Origin of the sequence: Pseudactinotalea terrae, assembly GCF_009733845.1 — a bacterium.
In the GTDB taxonomy this organism is placed as follows: domain Bacteria; phylum Actinomycetota; class Actinomycetes; order Actinomycetales; family Beutenbergiaceae; genus Pseudactinotalea; species Pseudactinotalea terrae.
Genome location: NZ_WNXZ01000001.1, coordinates 1,164,318 through 1,181,617 on the forward strand (window position 1 = coordinate 1,164,318; position 17,300 = coordinate 1,181,617).

Annotated in this window: 18 protein-coding genes; all 18 read left to right on the plus strand. The window is 71.0% G+C overall.

What is annotated here, in order from left to right:
• Positions 1 to 114 precede the first annotated feature (114 nt).
• Positions 115 to 1,482: a BspA family leucine-rich repeat surface protein gene (locus tag GPA03_RS05670; protein WP_156251361.1), complete on the plus strand. Its 1,368-nt coding sequence runs from the start codon at positions 115 to 117 to the stop codon at positions 1,480 to 1,482.
• Positions 1,483 to 1,607: 125 nt separating this feature from the next.
• Positions 1,608 to 3,482 carry a BspA family leucine-rich repeat surface protein gene (locus GPA03_RS05675; protein ID WP_206673447.1) on the plus strand — a complete coding sequence of 625 codons (1,875 nt, stop codon included), beginning with the start codon at positions 1,608 to 1,610 and terminating at the stop codon, positions 3,480 to 3,482.
• A gap of 19 nt (positions 3,483 to 3,501) precedes the next feature.
• The gene (locus GPA03_RS05680; protein WP_156250940.1) at positions 3,502 to 5,064 is read left to right on the plus strand and encodes a hypothetical protein; all 1,563 of its coding nucleotides are present in this window, start codon (positions 3,502 to 3,504) and stop codon (positions 5,062 to 5,064) included.
• A gap of 31 nt (positions 5,065 to 5,095) precedes the next feature.
• A complete protein-coding gene (locus tag GPA03_RS05685; RefSeq protein WP_156250941.1) occupies positions 5,096 to 5,767 on the plus strand; it encodes a hypothetical protein in 672 nt (223 codons plus the stop codon).
• A complete protein-coding gene (locus GPA03_RS05690) occupies positions 5,764 to 6,204 on the plus strand; it encodes a hypothetical protein (RefSeq protein WP_156250942.1) in 441 nt (146 codons plus the stop codon). The genes GPA03_RS05685 and GPA03_RS05690 overlap by 4 nt, the downstream gene beginning before the upstream one ends.
• A 5-nt stretch (positions 6,205 to 6,209) precedes the next feature.
• Positions 6,210 to 6,719, plus strand: a complete 510-nt coding sequence (locus GPA03_RS05695) for a hypothetical protein (protein ID WP_156250943.1) — start codon at positions 6,210 to 6,212, stop codon at positions 6,717 to 6,719.
• Between the two features lie 32 nt (positions 6,720 to 6,751).
• On the plus strand, positions 6,752 to 7,990 hold the full coding sequence (locus GPA03_RS05700; RefSeq protein WP_156250944.1) for a DUF7007 domain-containing protein: 1,239 nt from the start codon (positions 6,752 to 6,754) through the stop codon (positions 7,988 to 7,990).
• Entirely contained in the window at positions 7,990 to 8,568 is a 579-nt protein-coding gene (locus GPA03_RS05705; RefSeq protein ID WP_156250945.1) for a hypothetical protein, read from the plus strand. Before GPA03_RS05700 ends, GPA03_RS05705 begins: the two co-directional genes overlap by 1 nt.
• Before the next feature lie 19 nt (positions 8,569 to 8,587).
• Positions 8,588 to 8,881 carry a hypothetical protein gene (locus GPA03_RS05710; protein WP_156250946.1) on the plus strand — a complete coding sequence of 98 codons (294 nt, stop codon included), beginning with the start codon at positions 8,588 to 8,590 and terminating at the stop codon, positions 8,879 to 8,881.
• Between the two features lie 75 nt (positions 8,882 to 8,956).
• Positions 8,957 to 10,672 (plus strand): cell division protein FtsK, encoded by a 1,716-nt coding sequence (locus GPA03_RS05715; protein WP_156250947.1) that lies wholly within the window; start codon positions 8,957 to 8,959, stop codon positions 10,670 to 10,672.
• Positions 10,665 to 11,267 (plus strand): hypothetical protein, encoded by a 603-nt coding sequence (locus tag GPA03_RS05720; protein ID WP_156250948.1) that lies wholly within the window; start codon positions 10,665 to 10,667, stop codon positions 11,265 to 11,267. The genes GPA03_RS05715 and GPA03_RS05720 overlap by 8 nt, the downstream gene beginning before the upstream one ends.
• Positions 11,264 to 11,737 carry a hypothetical protein gene (locus GPA03_RS05725; protein WP_156250949.1) on the plus strand — a complete coding sequence of 158 codons (474 nt, stop codon included), beginning with the start codon at positions 11,264 to 11,266 and terminating at the stop codon, positions 11,735 to 11,737. The genes GPA03_RS05720 and GPA03_RS05725 overlap by 4 nt, the downstream gene beginning before the upstream one ends.
• A complete protein-coding gene (locus tag GPA03_RS05730) occupies positions 11,734 to 12,144 on the plus strand; it encodes an RNA polymerase-binding protein RbpA (protein WP_156250950.1) in 411 nt (136 codons plus the stop codon). Before GPA03_RS05725 ends, GPA03_RS05730 begins: the two co-directional genes overlap by 4 nt.
• On the plus strand, positions 12,141 to 13,727 hold the full coding sequence (locus GPA03_RS05735) for a hypothetical protein (protein WP_156250951.1): 1,587 nt from the start codon (positions 12,141 to 12,143) through the stop codon (positions 13,725 to 13,727). The genes GPA03_RS05730 and GPA03_RS05735 overlap by 4 nt, the downstream gene beginning before the upstream one ends.
• Positions 13,728 to 13,745: 18 nt before the next feature.
• On the plus strand, positions 13,746 to 14,525 hold the full coding sequence (locus GPA03_RS05740; RefSeq protein ID WP_156250952.1) for a hypothetical protein: 780 nt from the start codon (positions 13,746 to 13,748) through the stop codon (positions 14,523 to 14,525).
• Positions 14,526 to 14,534: 9 nt separating this feature from the next.
• Complete coding sequence (locus GPA03_RS05745) at positions 14,535 to 15,053, plus strand: hypothetical protein (protein WP_156250953.1); 519 nt, start codon at positions 14,535 to 14,537, stop codon at positions 15,051 to 15,053.
• Entirely contained in the window at positions 15,050 to 15,754 is a 705-nt protein-coding gene (locus tag GPA03_RS05750; protein WP_156250954.1) for a hypothetical protein, read from the plus strand. The genes GPA03_RS05745 and GPA03_RS05750 overlap by 4 nt, the downstream gene beginning before the upstream one ends.
• Positions 15,755 to 15,789: 35 nt before the next feature.
• Positions 15,790 to 17,295 carry a CCA tRNA nucleotidyltransferase gene (locus GPA03_RS05755; protein ID WP_156250955.1) on the plus strand — a complete coding sequence of 502 codons (1,506 nt, stop codon included), beginning with the start codon at positions 15,790 to 15,792 and terminating at the stop codon, positions 17,293 to 17,295.
• Positions 17,296 to 17,300: the final 5 nt, after the last annotated feature.

A 17,300-nucleotide genomic window follows, 5' to 3' on the forward strand; every position in this document is an offset into this window, starting at 1 on the left:
CGGGTCGGACCCGCACCGACCCGGGGCGCCGCCAACCGCCGTGCCCGGTCCCGGCGGGCACTGCCAAGCCGGTGTCTCAGCCAAGGCCGGGCGGTCCCGCACATCTACCGCGTCATGGGACGTCTCACGCGCGCGTTGTCGGACCGGAGCAGGGGTTTCACCCTCGCGGAGCTACTGGTCACCATCGTCATCATCGCGGTCGTGGCCGCGATCGCAGTGCCGTTCTTCATGAACCAGCGTGACAAGGGCTACGACGCGGCGGCGCGGTCCGACCTCAAGAACGCCGCCACCCTCGCGGCAGCCAACTACGACCCGATGGGGCTGGGCTACGCCAGCGAGCAGGTGTTCGCCGACCGCAATGGTGAGCTCCTCAGCGACGGCGGCACCTACATCGGGTACGCCGACATCGACTCCTACGTCCTGTACGGCCAGTCCCGCTCGGGGCGCCTGTTCATGATCTCCTCCACCAACGGCGGTGTGCCCGTCGCGGTCGCGGCCGAGGCCCCCGACGTCGGTGATGTGGTGCTCGCGACCGCGGGACTGGGTGCCGTGCTCGCTGCCGCCGGAGGGGGTGGTATCGCGGACCTGCCCGGGCTGACCGACACCCCACCCGTCGGTATCGAGCGCCCCTACGCGGCCGTCGCCTGGGGCGAGGGCGAGGGCGGGCAGCAAGAGCGTGAGTCCGAGTTCTTCCCGGCCGACGCCCCCGCACCCGGCGACGGCGACGGCGGTCCCATCGTCATCCCGGCCGTCTCCGCACTGGTCTACGACACGACGCTGCCCAGCTGCCCAGCCGCCACCACCCGCACCCTGCACGTCCCCGCGCTCGGGTCGGACTACGCGATCGACTGGGGCGACGGCATCGTCACCGAGAACACCAACACCCACACCTATGCCGAGGCCGGCCGGTACACCATCACCCTCACCGGGACCATCGAGCACTTCGGCGGGGACTACGACCTGACGAGCCACGACCAGTCGCCCTACGCCCTCGACGGGAACTGCCTCGAGGAGGTCGTCTCCTACAACGCCCCCGACCTTGGCACCGTCAGCCTGCGCGGTGCGTTCTACTACGGGACCAACCTGCGCTCCCTGGGCCCACTCGACACCACCGGCGTGACCGACATGGGCCTGATGTTCGCTCTGACCACGGCACTCAACGAGCCCCTCGACCTCGACACCAGCTCCGTCACGCGTATGGACTCCATGTTCTACAAGACTCGAGCGTTCAACCAGCCGGTCGATTTCGACACCAGCAACGTCACCACCATGAAGTGGATGTTCTCGGGCGCGAGGGCGTTCAACCAGCCGGTCGCCTTCGAGACCGGTCAGGTCAGCGACATGGACGGCATGTTCTTCGACGCGAGGGTGTTCAGCCAGGACCTCTCCGGCTGGGACGTGAGCGCGCACCCGACCATGCCGACGAGCTTCGCTAACGGGGCGATGCTCACCACCGAGCAGCTGCCGCCCGCGTGGCGGTGACCGCTGCCGATGCCCCGGGCCGGACCTTTCCGCCGCGTGGCTCGAGCCGCCGCGGCTCGGTATCGGCGGTGCTCGGAGATCGCGGCCACGGCCAAGTCGTGGCGGTGCCGCACATGTACCGCCTCATGGGCCATCTCGCATCTGGACATCTGGGCCGTAACAAGGGCTTCTCGTTGGTGGAGCTGCTGGTCACCATCGTCATCATCGGGATAGTGGCCGCGATCGCGGTGCCGTTCTTCATGAACCAGCGTGACAAGGGCCACGACGCGGCGGTGAGGGCCGACCTCAAGAACGCCGCTACCGCCGCCGGTGTCAACTACGACCCGGATGGGTTGGGCTACGCGAGCGAGCAGGTGTTCGCCGACGGCCGCGGTGAGCTCCGCAGCGGAGGCGGCAGCTACGTCGGGTTCGCCGATACCGACTCGTTCGTCCTGTATGGCCAGTCCCGCTCGGGCCGCCTGTTCACGCTCACCTCCACCGACGGCGGGGTGCCGGTCGCGGTCGCGGCTAGCACCCCCGACGCCGGCAACCCGGTGCTCGCGACCGCGGGACTGGGCGCCCTGCTCACCGCTGCCGCCGGTGGTGGTATCGAGAACCTGCCTGGGCTGACCGACCCTCCCCCGGCCGGTATCGAGCGCCCCTACGCGGCCGTCGCCTGGGGTGAGGGCGAGACTGGCGAGCCGGAGCGCGCCTCCGAGTTCTTCCCTGGCGACGGTCCCGCACCCGGCGACGGCGACGGCGACGGCGACGGCGGCATCGTCACGCCGACATCCTCGACGCTGGTCTACGACATGTCCTTGCCCAGCTGCCCGGCCGCCTCCACCCGCACCCTGCACGTGCCGGCGTTCGGGTCGGACTACGCCGTCGACTGGGGCGACGGCACCGCCAGCGAGAACGCCAACAGCCACACCTATGAGGAGCCCGGCAGGTACACGGTGACTCTGACGGGGACCATCGAGCAGTTCGGGCGGGTTCACGCAGCCGCAGCCGACCGCACCCTTTACGAGAACGCTGCGGCGTGCCTGGCCGACGTCGCCTACTACGCCCCGCTGCACCAGACCGTCAGCATGAGCGAGGGCTTCTACAAGGCGGTCAACCTCCCCAGTGTCACCGCGCTCGACACCACCGGGGTGGTGGACCTCAGCTCGTTGTTCAACCGGGCCACCAGCTTCAACGGTCCGCTCAACCTGAACACCTCCGCCGCCACGAACATGGCGCAGATGTTTCGCCTGGCGCAGAGCTTCAATCAGCCGCTCGAGTTCGACACCTCGAACGTGACCAACATGTACTACATGTTCGCTGGCGCCGCGGCGTTCAACCAGCCGCTGAGCTGGAACACAGGGAACGTGACGACCATGTACGCCATGTTCTACGGGGCGACGTCCCTCAACCAGCCGCTCGGTTTCGACACGGGAAACGTGACGACCATGTACTCGATGTTCTCCGGCGCCGCGGCGTTCAACCAGCCGCTGCAGTGGGATACCGGGAACGTGGCCGACATGTCTTACATGTTCTACCAGGCGCCGTCCTTCAACCAGCCGCTGGACTGGGATCTCTCGAAGGTGACCACCACAACCTTCATGTTCTCGCGGGCCTCTGCCTTCAACCAGCCGCTGAGCTGGGACACGGGGAACGTGACCACGATGTACGCCATGTTCCACGAGACGACCTCCTTGAACCAGCCGCTGGACCTGGACACTGGCAGCGTGACGAACATGTACGCGATGTTCTCTGGCGCCATCAAGTTCAACCAGCCGCTGAACTTCGACACCGCGGACGTGACGAACTTCGCGAGCATGTTCAGTACCGCGCGAGCGTTCGACCGGCCGCTGGACTTCGACACCGCGAACGGGACAACCTTCGATCGGATGTTCTACTACGCGTCGGCGTTCGACCAGGACATCTCCTCCTGGAGCACCGCTTCCCACCCTGTCGCCCCCACCGAGTTCAGCACCGGTTCGCCGCTGGGGGCAGACAACCTGCCGCTCGCGTGGCGGTGACCCCGCACATCTACCGGTCATGAGCAGCAGCGTCCAGGACCGCAGCAGGGTGCACGCCGGCGTACGTGAGGGTGGCCAGTTCGCCACCGAGGCCAAGGCCGAGGCCGGCGTCACCCTGACCGCACCAGCGGTGGCCGAGGAGCAGGTCGTCGAGGCCTACACGCCTGTCTACAAGCTCCCCGAGGCCGCAGTCGAGGACGCCAAGCACCGCATCGAGAAGGCCAACCGGCGGCTTGAGCGCGCCGGCATCCAGGAGCGGTTCGAGATGACCTGGGGTGAGCCGTACGTCCGCAAGGTCGGCCCCCAGGGCAGCCAGGTCGACCGGTGGTACCGCGACCTAGAGCTGTCCGCGCCGGCCATCTCCTACGGCGGCTGGGAGTTCGTCGCCGCCCTGGACCAGGCCGGCCCCAACGAGAGCGACCTGGTGGCCCGCACCCGGCCCGGCGCCGAGCTGAACGGGTGGCGCCCCGAGTCCATCCGGTGCGACCACTGCGGCAAGTCCCGCGCCCGGTCGGTCACCTATGTGGTGCGGCATGAGGACGGCACCATCAAGCAGGTCGGGTCCTCCTGCATGCAGAACTTCCTCGGCATCCGCCCCTCGGGGCTGTGGACCTTGGACATGGACCCGCTGGACAAGGCCGAGGAGGAGTGGACCGACGCCAGCTACTCCTCGGGCCTGGGCGACGCCGCCACCGCCGAGGACGTCATCCGCACCGCGATCGCCGCGACCGAGGGCGGCAAGCACTACGTGTCCGCCTCCGCCGCCCAGTACGGGGCCGGCGCCTCCACCGCCGACACGGTGAAGAAGGCGCTGGGTCTGTGGTCGGTGGGCCCGCAGGAGCGCGACGAGATCGCAGGCGTCGCCGCTGGCGCTCAGCAGGTCAGCGACGCCGACGTGCAGGAGGTTCTGGCCTTCGCTCGCGAGATCGAGGGTGAGGGCGACTACGCCACCAACCTGCGCATGCTGGCCGCCCAGGAGTGGACCGGTACCCGGCACGTCGGCATCCTGGCCTCCGCCGTCTCGGCGTGGGCTCGGGAGAAGGGTCGCCGGGTGGAGCGGGAGCGCAAGCTCGCCGACTACGTCCCGGGTCACATGGCGCCGGAGGGTGAGAAGGTCAAGGGGCACACGGTCACGGTGACCAAGGTCAGCTACCTCGACGACCCGTACTCCTACTACGGAGGTGTCAACACCCTGGTCATCATGCGTGATGAGGCCGGGCACGAGGTGAAGTGGTTCGCCTCGGGGCGCAAGGAGCTCGACGCCGGCCAGCTGCTGGCCCTGACCGGCGGCACGGTGAAGAAGCACGACGTCTACGCCGATCGGGACCAGACGGTCATCACGCGCGTGAAGTACGACATCCTGCCCGCCGCCGGTGAGCTCTCGGAGGCCCCTGAGGGTGCCGCCGAACCGTTGGCCGCCGGGGACCGTGTCCGTATCGAGGACGTCTCGGAGACGACGCTGTGGGTTGGCGCGACCGGCACCGTGGATGAGATCCGTCCGGGCGGGCACGTCCGGGTGCGGTGGGACTCGCAGGACCGGGCCTCCGGATCCTTCGCACCGGACCGCTTCGCTCGTCTCTGAACTACGCCGCAGCCCGCACATCTACCTCAGCGTGAAGGCACGCGTTCGAGCCGGGGTGAGCACCGGCGGCCAGTGGACCACCAGGCCCCGGAAGGAGCCCGGCCTGTCTCTCGCTTCGCCCGCAGCTATGCACGCGTTGGAGGTGGCGCACCGGCACCTGGACGCCGGGCTCACCGAGTACGAGGCGCTGCGCCCGCAGCTGGCTCAGGCCGAGGTCGCCGCCCAGCGCATCTCCTCCGGTCTGGGCAAGGCCCGGCTCCGCGGGCACGTCGCCGAACGTGACGCGCTGCGTTCCCTGGTCGACGCCACCCCGGTCGGCCTGGCGTCCCTGGCCAGTGAGCTGCGCTGGACGATGCAGCGGCGCGAGGACCGTACTCTGCCGCACCGCACCCGCGCCCTGCTCGCGGAGCGTGCCGCCGCACTGCGCCAACGCCGCACCCACGCCCAGGACCGAGACCCGCACAGCATGTTCGCGCCGGCGTGTGAGGCCGAGGACGAGTCGCTGCCACATCTGGAGCCGGTGTGCGTACCGGTCGGCGGCCGGCGCAGCGAGCACCTGGTGGTGTCGGTGGTCAACGTGCGCGAGTTCGCCGAGGCCGGGCGGTTCACCGCTGGTACGCGCGAGCTGTACGTCCACGGGCAGCCACCGCACCGTCACGACGTGCTGGCCGCCGCGCGTCAGGCACTGTCGGACCTGGCATGAACGCCGCCCGCGTCCCGGCCGGCGTGAGGGCTGGAGGCCAGTTCGCCACCCGGCGTGCCGAGGAGCCCGGTGTCAGGCTCACCCGCCGACGCGACATCGACGACTACTTCGACGGCGGTGTGAACGACTACCCCGACGTGCCGTGGGTGCAGGCAGGCACGCACATCACCTTGTGGGAGGGCGACTGGGCGCAGCTCCCCGTCGAGCCTGTTCCGCTGGCGGGGATGCGGCGCACGCAGCGCAGGGTGCTGGCCAAGCACGTCGCGCGGCACCTGACCGGCAGCGAACCGGAGGGTGGTGACCTGCCGTGGGTGGTGATCTACGAGGGCAACCGGTGGGTGCTCGATGGGCACCACCGGGTCGTGGCGGCTCTCGATCGCGGGGAGACCGACATCGAGGCGCACCTGCTCGACCTGGACGGGCGCCCGCACATCTAGCGGGCATGAGCAGCGCACCGGACCGCAAGCGCCAGCCCGCCGGCGTCACCACCGGCGGCCAGTTCGCCACCGAACCCCGCACCGAGACAGAGGTCTCCCTGAGCACCGCGACACCCGTCTGTGAGCTGTGCTCGAGCCCCGCTGTCGCCCAGGTGCAGGCGTACACCCCGACCGGCAAGGTCGGTGAGCCTCGCCCTGTCTGCGCCGAGCATCGTTTCGCCCCGACGTTCATGAGTTTCGGCGGCGGCTGGTACGAGACGACCGATCTGCCCGCGCCTACCCCCGCGGGGGCCTCCTCGCGCGCTGAGCCCGACCCTGAGCAGCGGTTCGTCGTCACCGCCACCCGCCATGACGGCACTCCGGTGTATCTGTCCTTCACGGTCGGGCTGGACCTGCGGACGGTGCTGGAGCTGCGGCTGGCGCCGGCCCCGATGGCAGAGCGGTCCGCCCGCAGGGTGGCTCGGCTCGCCGAGCGTGACGAGGACCTGTCCCAGGTGCAGGTCCTGCCCGCCTGAGGAGCACCGCAGCCCCGCACATCTACCGGGGCATGACCAGCATCGCGAATCGCAAGCGTCAGCCCGCCGGCATCATCACCGGAGGCCAGTTCGCCACCGAGACCAGGGCCGAGAGCAACGTCACCCTCGCTCCCGCCCAGCAGGACTGGGGCAGCGCCGGCATCAGGATCGGTTCCCGCACCCCGTGGGGTGCGGCCGACGTCGTCTACGACATCGCCGACGGCATCGCCGAGGTCGGCACCCCCAGCCACGGCGGCATCAAGCTGTCCCCGCAGCGCAACAAGCTGGTGCCCGCCCCGCTGCGTAACGCCAGCGGCTGGTACGAGGAGGACTGCGAGGCCAACATCCCCATGTGGACCTTCCCGGCCGAGTACGCCGCGCACCGCCAGGGCCGCGACCGCAGCGGTGAGGACCGCTGGGCCGACCCCGACTTCGTGCGCCGGGACGCCGCCGAGCGCACCCGTGAGTGGTTCCCCGACCAGTGGGAGAAGGCCACCGGTGAGACCGTCACCGCCGAGCAGTCCCGCGCCCGGGCCGAGCAGCTGTTCCACACCGAGCACGCCGCCGACCACGTCGCGGTCTCGGCCAGCTACTCCAAGGACCACCCCGGCATGGTCGAGGTGACCACCACCATCGGCGGCCGCCGCCCCGGGATCGAGCAGGAGTGGGAAGACATGGGTCAGCGCAAGTTCCTGGTCCCCAAGGCCGAGTACGACACCCGCGACCGCATGCCGTTCGTCATCGACCCCGCCCGCCACACCGACATCACAGCCCCGCCGGCACCGCCGAAGCCGCCAGCAGTGCGCGTCCACTCGGCCCGGGTCGACCGCACGGGTCTGACCTCTGCGCAGAAGGCGCGCGTCGACAAGGACCTGGGCACCCGGTACCGGCTCGCCGACGGGTCGGTGAAGACCCTCGCCGACGTCATCGAGACTGACGGCGTCACCGGCAAGGGCGCCTGGGTGGACGAGGCCGGCCGCACCCACTACTCGCTGCAGCAGAAGAAGCACGCCGACTCCAGCTCCTACAGCTCGCTGCCGGTGTCCAAGGCAACGTTCGGGGCCCTGGTCGATGTCCCCGACGTCCGCACCGAGACCGACCTGGCCCGCGAGGAGTTCGACCGGGCCCTCGCAGCGCGCGAGAAGGCGAACAACGACTACCGGTTCAACTCCAGCAGCTTCGAGCAGCGTCGCAAGGCCAGCGCGGCGCGTGACAAGGCCGAGGCCCGGCTTACCGCGGCCAACGCCCGGCTGCGTGAGCTGATGGCTTGATGGTGCGTGGCCCGCAGGCATCGCACGGGAGCATCCCCGACCGCGGCCGCGTCCAGGCGGGTGTGCGTGAGGGTGGCCAGTTCGCTGCCACCCTGCGCGCCGAGGCCGGGGTGACCCTGTCGTCCACATCGGGCCGACCCGCTAACGCACCGCCGCGCGAGGTGGCTGACCGGTGGGGCACCACATCCACGGACTGGATCAACGACCCGGCCCGGCTGTGTGTGCTGCTCGCCGACGAGGTCTACGGCCGGCGCACCGCCTACGAGGCGCTGGTGCCCATGACCTCCTCGCCGATCTGGATGGACGACGACCTGTGCGTCGTCGACGTCGACCTGACCGTCGAGCCGAACATGCGGCCCGCGATCGAGGTCACCCTGCCACGCAGGTACAAGACCCGGGTCACGGTCACCTCCGACGGCGCCCGGTTCGACGGCGAGCACGACCGGCTCGACCCCGACGACAAGGTCGCTCTGGGCTGGTGGCTCGCCCCGGTGACGCGTGACCTCGAGATCAAGGCCGACGTCATGCGTCGGTTCGGCTACTTCGATCCGCAGGAGTATCAGCGCCTGGCCGGATGAGTCCGCACATCTACCAGGTATGACCGCAACGCTCCCCCGCCGTGTGCCGGCCGGTATCACCACCGGTGGGCAGTTCACCGCGCACCGCAGGGCTGAGGCTTCTGTCGTGCTGCCCGGCGCGGGACGCGTCGCCACGCTGCCAGCACCGCCCTCGCCCGAGACGCTCGTGCGCGTCGAGGACCCCGAGGACGTGTGGTCGCCGCCGCTGTACCGGGGACCCGCCTCCGGGGCGGCTGCCGTGCTCGCCGCAGGCGCCTACATCGCTGTCGACGCCGCCGACGCCTTCACCGAGTACGCCATCCGGATCGGCTGAGTCCGGACGCGACGTCACCTCCCGGCCATGGCGCCGCATAGGGAGAGCAGAGCAGGCCAGCCGAGGTAGGAGCACATGAACCAGTCGCGCATCGAGCGAGCCGTCGTGCCCTTGCCGAAGAGCTTCAACCCCGAGGTGCACGAGCACGAGCAGATGCTGCGCGCCCAGATCGAGAAGGCCAAGCCCGGGTTCGAGCTGGAGTCGATCGACGTCGACCGCGGCATCGCCCACATCTCCAAGCAGACCACCATCACCCAAGTCATCACCCCCGGTGAGCGAGGCGGTCGCACCTTCGAGCTGAACCTGCCGCGCGGGGTCAAGCCCGCCGACGGCGACAAGTTCGCCGACAAGTTCGAGGATGCCAACCCCGGCTTCACGATGACGACGTTCGAGCCGTTCCGCGGGTTCGCCGTCATGACCAAGCTCAACACCGAGGAGGTCCGCGCCCGCGCCGCGATCGCCGGGGCCCTGTCGGTCAAGCCGTGGGACGTGCAGGTCACCGCACGCAAGGGTGGCGGGTTCAAGGTCAACCTGCCCGCCTCCTACGTGCCGTCCAAGCACAAGACCAAGCTCGAGGAGGTCGCCTCCGTCGTCATCGGCAAGCCCGGCTGGTACGTCAAGGTGAACACCCGTGAGCTGACCGCTGAGGTCATCCCCGGTGAGCTGCCGACCTTCCCGGCCGCCTACCCCTACCCGTTCGACGCCACGACCTCCGACCCGTTCTCCATCCCGATCGGGATGGACCTCGGCGGCGAAGGCCGCCCCAACACGCTGCTCGACATCCGCCTCGACGGGTCGGCCGGAGCACTCCTGCAAGGTCTCGCTGGCAGCGGCAAGAGCATCGCTGTCAACGCGATCGTCTACGGCGTCCTCGCTCGCGGCCATCAGCTCGCCATCCTCGATGTCCCGCACAAGGCCGTCGACTTCGAGTGGTGCAAGCCGTGGGTCCGCGAGCACGGCTGGGGCTGTGAGTCCACCGCGGCCGCCGTCGCCGTCGCCCAGCTCGTCTACACCGAGGGCCGCCGACGCGGCGAGGTGCTGCGCAAGCACGGAGCCCAGAAGTGGCAGGACCTGCCCGCCTCGGTCCGCAAGGACATGCCCATCATCACCCTGGTCGCCGACGAGCTCACCGGCCTGTTCGCTGCCGACCCCATCCCGAAGTCGCTGCCCAAGGACCACCCGGTGCGGCTGGAGGCCGAGCAGAGGGCCGCCGAGCGGGACCTGCTGCGCGCCGTCATCACCAAGATCCCCGCCGAGATGCGAGCCGCTGGCATCCGCCTGGTGCTCGCCACCCAGCAGGCTCAGTCCAACACTGGCATCCCGCCGTCGGTCAAGATCAACCTGCCCAACCGGGTGCTGCTCGGCTCCCAGGCCACCAAGCAGGCCCGCGGGCACGCCTTCGCCAACCCCGACGCGGTGCCGTGGGTGCCGGAATGGATCGCCGAGGACGCCAAGGCCGCCAGGGGTGTCGGGGTCGCCGAGTTCGAGGGCCAGGCCTCCACCGTCTTCAAGGGCTACTACGCCTCGACCGATGACTACGAGCGGCATCTGCGCCGCCTGGGCGTGCGGCAGGCCAGCAACCCCGAACCGACCGCCGCCCAGATCGCCGAGTTCGTCCCCCGCCTGGACGATGGGCTCGAGGACGACCGGCCCGCTTCCCGGCTGGAGGCCGAGGGTGGCTGGGGCGCGCTCGACGGTCGTGACACCCCAGAGCCGCGACTGCGCGGTGCGGCAGCCGCCGCTCATGCCCTGCGCCTGGACGCCGACAAGGTGGCAGCCGACCGTGGCTGAGCCGCATAGGCAGGGTGTGACACAGAACCCGCCCCTGCTGCTCGGGCTGCTCGGCCCGACCGGTCAGTCCGAGCGTCGCGTCGTCGACACGCTCGTGAGCACCCACGGTTTCCGCGACTACGACCTGGGAGCACCGGCCCGCGCCGCCCTGGAGACGCTGGACCCGATGCTGTCCAGCGACCGGTCGCTGGCCGAGCTCGTCGCGACCGCTGGCTGGGACGGTGCCGCCGCTCACCGCATCCACGGCCCGGAGGTCACCCGGCTGCTGGAGCAGATGCGGTTCACGCTGCCCGGCAGCCTGCTGCCCGCCTCGGTGTGGGTGGCCGCGGTGCAGGCCAGCGTGGCCGCCGGCGCCTCGATGCTGGGCTCGGCCCCGGTCGTGGTGCACGACGTGCGCTCACCGGGCGAGGTCGCGTGGCTGCTCGAGCAGGGCGGCGCCCTGTGGCAGGCATCCGGCCGGCCCCGCCCCGACGCCGAGTGTGTCCTGTCCACCGGTGTCTCCGACGTCGCGCTGGGCCGCCGGGTGGCACGCGAGCTGGCAACGGTGCAATCACGACGTCGACTGGTCTCGGTCGGCACACGGGAGGAAGCATGACCACGACCACCACAACCGCCCAGGACGCGACCTTCGCGCTGCTGGTCGACGGCGAGGCGTACTACGCCGACACCGTCACCGAGCTCGTCGCCGCCCTCATCCCGGGCTATGACACCGACCACGAAATCACCCTGGAGCAGCGTTGGCGCATGGCGGTGCTGCGTACCAACGCCCTGCAGGCCGACCTGGCAGTGCGCGCCGTGGAGGCCGACCCTCACCTGATGGGCCGCCTGACCGAGGAGGAGCTGACCGCCCTGTTCGCTTCCCGCGGCGACCTGTTCGCGGTGCCCGCCACCTGGACCTGTGACATCCCGCTGGTCCTGATCGCCACCGACTTCGCCCCCTACACCGACCGGCCCGCCCCCGAGGGCAACGTCCGCTTCATCGACCCCGCCGATGAGCGCGGCCTGCTGATGTCGCTGACGGCCGCCGGTGACCTGACCTTCTACACCCGCGAGGAGACCCCGTGAGCCACACCGGCACCGTGCTGGGCGCCACCCCTTGGCACCAGGCGAAGCGGTCCCGGCTGCCGGCCGGGGAGAAGGCCCTGACCCGCGGCCCGATCGGGATCCGCCGCGAGGCCTACGTGTGCCCGGGCAAGCACCGCACCGAGCTGCGCTTCGCCTCCACGGCGACCTCACCACTGACGTGGGAGTGCCCCAAGTGCTCCCAGCCTGCCGCACTGGAGGGTGCCTGCGGCACGGCGGTCCTGCCGACCGAGCGCAAGCTCAAGGACCACATCGAACAGCTGTACGAGCGCCGTACACCGGGCGAGCTCGAGGCCCTGCTCGGTGAGCGGCTCGCTGCCCTGCGTGCCGGCGCCCTTGTGGGCGTGGACGACTTCCTCGGACGGGCCCCGCACATCTACGAGGCATGACTGCCCCGGCCTCCCCCATCACGGCCCCCCGCGTCCCCGCCGGGGTGCGCGAGGGCGGCCAGTGGACCACCACCACCCGTCACGAGTCCCCGGTCGCCCTGACCGCGACGAACGAGCAGGACCGCCACACGGCGCTGCGCTCCGAGGGGTTCGTGCCCGCCACCGTGCTGCGTGAGGGGCCCACCGCCCACGCCGACACCTGGTGGGACCGCCACTTCATCGCCGCCGAGTACCGTGCCGCAGCCGGTGGGTACCCGCAGATGCCCGACGACTACGGCACCACCGCCACCGGCCGTGGCCTGCGTGGTCGCCGTCGGGTGGCCCGCATGACCTACTCCGGTGCCGGTGTGCAGCTGCAGATGCCGGCCGCCGAATCCGTCCGTTCCTTCGTCCGCGAGGAGAACGGGACGGTCGACGTCCCGATCTCGGCCACCGTCGAGGGCCGCCCGGTCACCGGGTGGATCCGCATCACCCCACGCCCCGGCGGCGGGTACGCCACCGCCGGTGTCGGGTTCGAGGCCGGTGATGAGCTGGTCGCCGAGGCCGTCAGCGCCGTGCTGGAGTCGCGCCGCCCCCGCAAGGCGCTGCGTGAGGTGGGTGACCTGCTGGCCCGCGCCCGTGCCCGCGACCTGGGCACCGGTGCACCGCTGCAGCCGGTCGAGTCCTCCTGGGTGGAGGCCATCGGCTACGACGAGTCCACCGGCACCATGGCCACGCGCACCGCCACCGGCGCCCTGTACGGCCACGAGGTCTCCCGCGACCGGTTCCTCGCCGTCGCCGGGGCCGCCTCCCCGGGCGCCCAGTTCAACCGCATCATCAAGGGGAACACCCGCGCGCAGGTCGCCAACTGCCTCACCTGCGGCCGGTTCTACTCCGCCGCCAAGCAGCACGCCTGCCCGGTCACCCCGACGACCCCCAAGGACGTCCCGATCGAGCAGAACGTGCTCGCACGCCGCCGCGCCGCCAAGGTGACCGCCCCGCCACGCAGGCCCGGTGAGCACGTGCGCCAGGACGCCGAGCAGAGCATCGACATGGCCGACTGGGCCACCCAGCGGCTGGCCCGCCGCGCCCGCCGGGTCGGCATGTTCGGCCCGCCCGGGTTCACCACCGCCATCACCGGCCCGCTCGGGCGCTACACCTCCTCGACCTACAACGCCTACGCCTTCAACTCCTGGGAGATCGACGGCGAACGGTTCGAACGCATCAACGGCGACAACGGCTCGATGCGCTACGCAGGCGTCTCGGGTGCTGACGCCCTCGCCATCGGCAAGACGCTGCCGAAGCAGAACCTGGCCGACCGCCACCACAACGCCCCCACCACACGGTCGGCGCTGCTGGCGGCGGTGCGTCACCCCGGCAAGGTCGAGGTCGCCGGCTACGTCATCGGACCCGACCGTGAGGACGAACGGTTCTCGGTGACCTCGATCGACCTGCACGACGCCGACGCCACCGACCCCGATGCGGCGATCACGCTGATGCGGGAGCGGTACGGGCTGGACTTCCTGGCCGCCCCCGAGCGCATCCAGCGTGTCGAGGTGCCCTGGCGCCCGGGCGAGAGCGCCTGGCGTCTGTGGTGGCGCTGACCCGCACATCTACCAGACATGACGAACCAGAAGCGAGTCCAGCCCGGCGTCCGCGAGGGCGGCCAGTTCTCCACTGACCCCCGCTCGGAGGCGCAGGTCAGCCTGACCGGCACCGACCACGGGGTGCGTGTGCAGGGCGAGGTGCTCGAGGACGGGCAGGCGATGGTGGACTCCCTGAACGAGCTCCACCTGGGGCCCGAGGCCGTCCTGGACATCGACGGTCAGAACCGGTTCGCCGGCGATCTGCACACCGCCGTGTCCAGCTACCGGGTCTCGGCCTATGAGGTGGGCACGTACCGCATCAAGGCCGAGGGTGCCTCGGGCTACTCCGATGTGCTGCTGCCCGCGCAGCACACTCCGGCCGAGCTGGCCGACGCGTTGCGCAAGGCCCGTACCGCCGCGATCAGCGACCTGGCCCGGGGGCACGCCGACGCCAAGCTGCGTGCCGACGCCGTCGAGCGCGCTGAGCTCCAGCGGCCGGTGGCTGCGCGCCGCGACCCGCAGGTCGGCCTCACCGAGGTCGGGTTCGCCCTGCCCGGTGACCACATCAAGGTCCGGACCTTCTCCGAGGGTGCCGACGCCCAGCTGTTCGCCCGGTCGGCCATCAAGGACGGCATCGACACCCTGACCGAGCGGCAGAACCGGAACCGGCTCAACAAGGTCCTGGACCAGCTCGGTCCCGACCGGGAGACCGCCGACCGGGTGCTGCGCACCTACCTGAGCGACGTGCGTACCGAGGCTGACCGTCTGCACGCCGCCGACGAGGCGACCCGCCTGCAGCTCGGTCTGGACGCCTGAGCGGCCCAGATGCGGCACCGGACGCCGTTCGAGGAGCTGGCGGCCACCGCTGCCCGCTGTCCATCCAGCGCCGCTGCCCGCGGTGCTTACGTCGGTGTGGAGCAGGTCATGGACGGCAGGCTCTACCACGGCAGCCGGGTGCAGCTGACCCCGGGTGAGGTCGTGCGGCCGGGCTGGCGGGCCAACCACACCCAGTCACCGACCGATCAGGTGTGCGTGACCTCGAGCCTGGACCTGGCGCTGTACTGGGCGCAGCTGGGCGGCTACGGGCAGGTGTATGTCTACGAGGTGGTCACCCAGGACCTGGTGCAGGTGTGCCGCGCCACCCTGGACCTGCCCAGGCGTCAGGTCCGGCTCCTGGAAGGGCGGGTGCCGACGGCCCGGGTGGTGGCGGTGGTGGCTACCGAGACACCGTGGCAGCGGACCCAGTCCTCGGAGCAGCTCGCGCGAGGAGGCCGGCGGTGCTGGTTGCGTCGCCTGTTGCGCCGAGTCACGTCACGCCGCGTCCCGCACATCTACGTGGTATGACCTCGACCGCAGACCGCAACCGCCAGCCCGCCGGCCTCAGCACCGGCGGCCAGTTCGCCACCGAGCCCAAGACCGAGACCGGTCTGTCCCTGGCGCCGGCCGCCAAGCCGGGCCACCTGCGCCTGTCGCGCAACGGGCACGTCGACGCCACCGGGCTGAGCGAGCCGGCCGAGCTGGAGTACGCGACCGCGGTGGAGTCGCTGCTGCGCAACCGGTTCCGGGCGCGGGCCGCCGTCGGCGGCAGTGTCGAGCACAGCGACCTGATCACCGCTGAGGCGGTGCTGGTCCGTGGCCTGGCGATGCGGCACGACCCGGACCTGTTCGAGGAGACCTGGCACATCCTGGGCCCCAAGACCAACGAGGCCGCCGGCAAGCTGCTGCGCTCCAGCCTGGCAGAGATCGTGGCCGAGCACCCGGTCCCGCCGTCGCTGAGCCCTGAGCAGCGTTCGCGGGCGGTGCACCTGTTCGCCACCCAGTCCACCAACGAGCCGATGGGCAGTGCGGCCGCTGAAGCTTGCCAGGAGGTGCTGGCTGAGTTCGGTGTCGGTGACTGCGGCCACTTCGCTGCCACCTCCCTGGCCCGGGAGCTGGACGCCGAGCGCGAGCACGCCGTGAGGCAGCGCCGCCCGTTCGGCGTGCAGGAGATGGTCGGTGTGGTCAACCGGATGCGTGCGGAGTTCCAGGCCGACCCGCTGGCCTGAGCCGACCTTGCCGAGTGGCCGCACATCTACCGGGTGTGCCCACACTCGATCGTCCCCGTCAACCTGCCGGCCTCCGCGAGGGCGGCCAGTTCACCGCGACCACCCGCGCCGAGGCCGACCTGACCTTGACCGCTGCCGACCGGGTGCGCGCTGACAGGCTGCTTGAGCTCACCCCGGCCACCGTGGTGGTCCTGGAGGCGATCCGGGCCGCTGGCGGCAACGCCTACCTGGTCGGTGGGTGCGTGCGGGACCGGCTGCTGGGCCACCCGGCCAAGGACATCGACATCGAGGCCTACGGGTTGGAGCCGGACCGGCTGCGCAAGGTGCTGTCCCGGGTCGCCCGCGTGGAGGAGGTCGGTGCCGCGTTCTCGGTGCTGACCGTCTCCCGCGACGGGGAACGTCTCGACGTCGCCCTGCCACGCCGGGAACGGCGCACCGGGCCCGGGCACCGCGACTTCGCGGTCGAGGTCGACCCGTTCTGCGATGTCCGGGAGGCGTCCGCGCGACGTGACTTCACCGTCAACGCGCTGCTCTACGACCCGGCGGCCGATGAGATCGTGGACTGCTGGGGTGGCCTGGGTGACCTGCGCGACGGGGTGCTGCGCCACACCGGTCCCGCATTCGCCGAGGACCCGTTGCGGGTGCTGCGCGGGGCCCGGTTCGCCGCCAGGCTGGGCATGCGGATGCACCCGGCCACCGTGGACCTGGCGCGCGACCTGGTCCCGGAGTTCGGGTCGCTGTCCCGGGAGCGGATCTGGGGCGAGTGGTCGACCATGGCTGCCACCGCTACCCGCCCCTCGGCCTGGCTGGACACCTTGGAGCAGACCGGGTGGCTGGCACACTTCCCGGCTCTGGCCGACCTGCGCGGGGTCGGGCAGGATGACCGCTGGCACCCCGAGGGTGACGTCTTCGAGCACACCCGGCAGGCAGCCGACACCGCTGCGACGCTGGCCGAGCAGCACGACCTGAGCGGGCGTGACCGGGCCGTGGTGGTGCTGGCCGCGATGCTGCACGACGTCGGCAAGGCCACCCACACCCAGCAACACCCCGACGGGCGGATCACCTCCCACGGGCACGACACGGCGGGCGCGAGCACCGCCGCGACGTTCTTGTCCGACATCGGGGCACCCAAGGAGGTGCGCGACCTCGTCGCACCTATCGTCGCCGAGCACATGGTCACCGCCCACGGCACCGCACCCACCCGGCAGGCGGTGCGACGCCTGGCCCGGCGACTGGCACCGGCGAGCATCGAGCAGTGGGCGCTCGTGGTGGAGGCAGACAAGCGGGGCCGCGGGGCGGCCGCCCGTGCCGGCACCACGACCGCCTGGCTGGACATCGCCCGCGCCGAGGGCACCCAGGCCGCCCCGGTGCGCCGCATCCTGACCGGTGCCGACCTGATCGCCGCCGGCTGGTCCCCCGGCCCGCACTTCGGGCCCGTGCTCGCCGCGTCGGTCAGCGCCCAGGACGAGAGCCGATTCGAGGACCCCGCGGGTGCGCGGGCCTGGCTGGCCAGCACCTACCCGACCGAACCGGCCGGGTGAGCTGC